The organism is Azospirillum brasilense (assembly GCF_007827815.1).
Taxonomy (GTDB): domain Bacteria; phylum Pseudomonadota; class Alphaproteobacteria; order Azospirillales; family Azospirillaceae; genus Azospirillum; species Azospirillum brasilense_C.
This window is the reverse complement of the sequence record NZ_VITH01000033.1, coordinates 1-4729: the sequence shown is the minus strand read 5'-3', so window position 1 is coordinate 4729 and position 4729 is coordinate 1. Positions and strand designations below refer to the sequence as shown.

At 57.6% G+C, this 4729-nt stretch carries 2 protein-coding genes and 1 pseudogene; 1 reads left to right on the top strand and 2 read right to left on the bottom strand.

The features are described 5' to 3' along the window. The coding region (locus FBZ83_RS31190; RefSeq protein WP_211101727.1) for a hypothetical protein at positions 1-921 on the top strand (921 nt) is incomplete at its 5' end. Here the strand turns inward: FBZ83_RS31190 and FBZ83_RS31185 are convergent. Both FBZ83_RS31185 and tnpC read right to left on the bottom strand, forming a co-directional pair. Next, on the bottom strand, positions 918-1934 hold the full coding sequence (locus tag FBZ83_RS31185; RefSeq protein WP_186466246.1) for a TniQ family protein: 1017 nt from the start codon (positions 1932-1934) through the stop codon (positions 918-920). The two genes, FBZ83_RS31190 and FBZ83_RS31185, sit on opposite strands and share 4 nt — an antisense overlap. Positions 1935-2702: 768 nt before the next feature. After that, a pseudogene (gene tnpC / locus FBZ83_RS31180) lies at positions 2703-4055 on the bottom strand (IS66 family transposase). Positions 4056-4729: the final 674 nt, after the last annotated feature.

Genomic DNA, 4729 nt, shown 5'->3' with positions numbered 1-4729 from the left:
ATCCCCGCATCGTCCCCTCGCCAGCCGCTTTCTCTTCGACCGGAGAGAAGCACGACCGCCAAGCCGGGCATAGCCTTTTTCAGCGGCCTGCTAGGGGTGACAAGCGGACGCGTCGCCCGGATGATCGAAGGCGGCACCCTGAACGGCGAACTTCGGAGAATGGGAAGACGCCGCCAGATTCTGGTGGAACCACAGAGCTTGGAAGCGGTCAGAACCGGCAGGGACACGTCGCGATCATGCGACGAGGCGGCATCACTCCTCGGCACATCAAACTTTCAGATTGAGCGCCTTCGACGCAGCGGCCTTATCGCGAGCATCCCGGAAAGTGCAGGTGGATATCGGTACGATGAGAATGCCCTGCACACTCTGCTGAGTCGACTCCGCACCCTCGCCGAACCGATGGCCCAACCAGCGGTAGACATGATCGCCTTGGCGGATCTCCCAGCTCACAAACGCGCTCGTCTTTCCTCTGTGATCCAGGAGGTTCTGAACGGACATCTGCCATTGTGGATGGAACGCTCAACGTCTTCCCTGCAATCACTCCGCGCTTTGTACGTTCGTCGCGACGAAGTGTTCGGTCATACGGTCCGCCCGTCAGGGGATCGATGCCTGAGCGTCCGGGAAGCCGCCAAAGCCCTCGGCGTCACGGTCCGGATGATACCGATCCTGGTCCATGCCGGCTGCTTGCAAGCCGATGCCCAGCAAGGCCGACTGCGCAAATGCGGTATCCCTTGGAAGGCGATTATCGGATTCCAAGAAAACTATTGCCTTTCACGTGATCTGCCCGCACGGAGCGGCATAAGCCATAGAAGCTTGGCAGCCTCTCTAAGAATGTACGGGCTTCAGCCTTTCATTCCCTCGGATTCAAAGCACGGGATTTCATGCGTTTGGAGAAAATCAGAAATTTTGGCCTATCTTTAATCATTTCGCGCGCACCTTTCTTCAAGTTCTGCCAACCAATCTCCTGACATGTATGTTGGAAATCGTTTCCTCCATTCATAATCACTGCCATCGACCAGAATAGACAGCCCCCTCATTTTTTCCATATACGAAATAGACATGAAGAACTGCGAACTGCCCCTTCCTTGAATTATCATATCATTGATATCCAGAATATGCGCATAAAAAACGCTGGGCCACCCAAACAAAATCGGCGCAATGAACATTATTCCCAAATTATACGATCGAAATAGGGGAATAAATTCAAAATACACTTCTCCAGAAGAGCGAGATTGACGAACGGGAACGTACATAAGCTCCGTTACGAGTCTCAAAAACCCGTTCAATTCAAGCCTCATAATACTTCTTGAAAATTCTGGCCTTATAAACTCTTCAACATGCCAGTCAATCAGAGCTGCCAAATGTTGTGCACAATAAATTTCTGAGATATCTGCCGCACCACCAACACAGCAGCGCAAGTCAAATCCACAAACGCACCGGCATGGCTCTTTTCGCAAACACGTAAGCCTGACTCCGCATGAAGGGCATCGCTCAATAAGACCAACCTCATGTATCGGACATGCAACCCACAGCGATATATCCCACGCAGCACATGGAGTCAAACCAACCATCAAACAGATTGTGCATATTTTTGGGATTTCGTATTTTATGTATTCTCCATATATTATTTTGTCAAAAAAATGCACACTAACTCCATCAGCGTTGTACGTTTTATAGCTGCGCATTACTAAATCTTCATGAGAGCACCCGGATACATATGCTATTCTTTTAATGTTTCTGTCCTCAAAAAATTCATCAATAGACCCGCTTGGCTTATCAAGAAGCCAAAAAGGGCTTTCGTATCCATTCTCAAAACTAATGCGCTCGCAGAAATTTAGCAGGCTTTCACCCCGAGATGGAGAACCTCGCAGAACAAGTCGGCCATGATGAACTTGGGGATCTGCACGCACTTTTATCTTTTCATTACCTTTCATCTTAGCTTCCATTTCAGATATTACTAGAGTTCCACTAGAAATAAACCAGATAAATTTTAACGAATTCATCTGGTGTTTGTGCGAAAGGAGCCGGCATTGACAGATCGAACTTCGGATCAGCGTGGTCTGCCTGGATATACGTGAGGGTCGCCAGACGGGCAGTTGGAAGCATCGGCTGAGGCAGCAGTCCGAAGTTCGACCATTTTTCCACATCCCCGTGCAGCGGTGAGCCAAAGGCGCTACACAAACGCCAACGCCATTATGATCGGTGTTTGGATGGGACACCTCCCTGGGCGGCATACACCCTGAGCTGAGCAGCAAACCTGATTCTGCCGCGCGAGTAAGGTCGCACGGACCGGGCGGGCAAATAGGTGGACAAGCGGTTTGGGTTTGACCCGCACTTCACAACCGGAAACAGGTTTGAGGCTAACTGGCAGCACCACAACGGATAGTTATGACTCGTCACGGCATATCGGGTGAGTTCGCGTCGATGCCTCACCTGCAGCGACGCGGAGCCCAGGCGCCTTTTGATCCGCCAGCCATAATCCTGAATAGCCCAACACACCAGGTCCCGACAGCGTTCCACTATTACACAACACCTGCAAAGCCTGATGATGTTGGTTGCCTGTGCAGACAAGCTGCTGTCGTACAGGGCGACCGACCTCCGAACGAGCCCGCCGACCGACCCACGGGTTCCGCGCCTCGCAAAAACACGGCTTCTATCAATCCAGAAGGTGTTTGCTCACCCGGCTGGCGGCAGCTGAGCCGTTAAGCGACGACGAAGGTGCCGTCGATGAGGTTGCGGATGGCGGTCCAGGCGGACTGGCCTTGGCGGCGCGCGGTGCCGGTGACGGAGCGATAGCCGGCGTGGATACCCGGGCCCCACTGGGAACGGAAGCCGTTGGTGACCTTGCGGAAGATCACGGACGGGCGGATTTCCTGCTCACTGCCGTTGTTGGTGGGCGGCACGCGGCGGTCGCTGAGGAAGACGAAGAACTTGCCGCGCCACGCCTTGACCTGGCGCTGCAACTCGCGCCCGGCCGGATGGGCGGCGGGCACTCCGAGCAGGGCATCGAGGCGTCGTTCGGCCTTGGTGGCGTAGGCAGCCAGCGTGCTGTCCTTCAGGCCCGGTCTTCGCTTGCCGACGCGGATCGCCCAACGCAGGTGATCGCGGATCTTCGGCGCCACCACGCTGTCGCCGCCGTCGATGGCGTACTGCACGTCCCTCAAGACGTGCGCCAAACACACTTGGTGGAGCTACCCGAGTTCCTGCTGGCCGGCGTAGCGGTCGGAGATCCACACCGCGGGCTGGTGCGCGCCCAGAACCGCGGCGGCCACCGCCCGGCCCCGGCTCGGCGCGATGGTGTGCAGCACGGCCGCATCGGAATGGAACACCCACTGCCAGTGCGTCACGCCGTTGACCCGCGTCGTGGTCTCGTCCGACGCGATGACCGAGGCGCCCAAAAGCTTGGCCTTGATCGCCGCGCCGGCGGTGTCAAACGCGGTGCCCATGCGGCGGAACGCGTTGGCGATGGCACCCTCGGAAATGGTCGGCCCGAACAGTTCCTTGAGCATGCGCGCCAAGCGCTCGAAGCTGACGTGGTGGCTGTGATGCAGGTAGGCCAGCAAAGAGCGGATGCCGGGTCCGAACGGCGTGCCCGGCGGCATAGTCGCGAGCGGCTCGGCCCGGTAGCGCCGCCCACACGAACCGCAGCGGCCGCCGAACAGCTCGACCCGCGTCACCACCGGGCGGATTTCGGGCAGATCGATGTGGTCGTAGCGCTGCCGGCAGCGCTGTCCCGCCGCCGACAGCGCCGTTTGGCAATGCGGGCATTCCTCGGCCAGACGGCGCTCCGTGCGATCGGGGTCAGGCGCGAGCGGCCGCGCGACACCGGGACGGGACGGCCGCGGTTTGCGCCCCCGCTTCGCCTTGCGGGCCTTGCCCCCGGGGCCATCCTGCGAAGGTGGGATGTGGGAGTTCGCCGAGGTCTTCTTCGGCTTGCCAACCAACGCTTCCAGTTCGGCAATCCGTGCTGCCATGCGCTCGATCAGCGCCGCTTGCTCGACGAGCAGGGCGTCCTTCTCAGCGTCGCTCAGGCGATAGCGCGGCGGAACGGTCATCCCGCCTTTGCCTCACGTCAGCCCCCGCAACGCAACACCGGATCGTCATCCCACCCCCAATGCGCGCAACGCCAAGCCGGCGCGAGCCAGCGTCACACGCTCAGCCAGCCCGGTGAGCAAATACTCCAGAAGGGCTTGATAATTGACCCAGCCCAATCAGAGATAAATCATTCTTTGAGTGAAGGACACCTCTATTTATCAAAATTTGCGTTAGAGAATTCTCATTCAAGACGAAAGAGCAACCTCGATACCATTGAACTGCCTGATGTTCACTTATCATTCTTTGGCTGAAGAACCATGTCGGTTGTCTGATAAACTGAGGTTTCGCCACATTAAGCGAGGCGGGTGGAACACCCCGCCTCGCTTTTCTTTTTGAGATTGCGGGAAACTTTCCTAGCCTCTCTTTGAGAGCCTCGGCGCGCCGCTTGTCAACATTGCCCGTCCCCGCCGACCGGGCGGAGGATGCGAGGTAACCCAGTCGGCGAAACGCGCCCCGCCCACACCCACGGACCGCGCCTCTCAAACTGTCCTTGGCACCGCTCGCCCAGAGGGTCACGTCCCTGAACGTGGTGTAGGAGTTGTGGGGAACCGGCCCGCCGAAGCGCCCCCCAGAGCTGGCGTAGGCGGGCCGGTTTTCCACAGCGGGGCGGTCATCGTGGGTCTTCGGTAGAGTC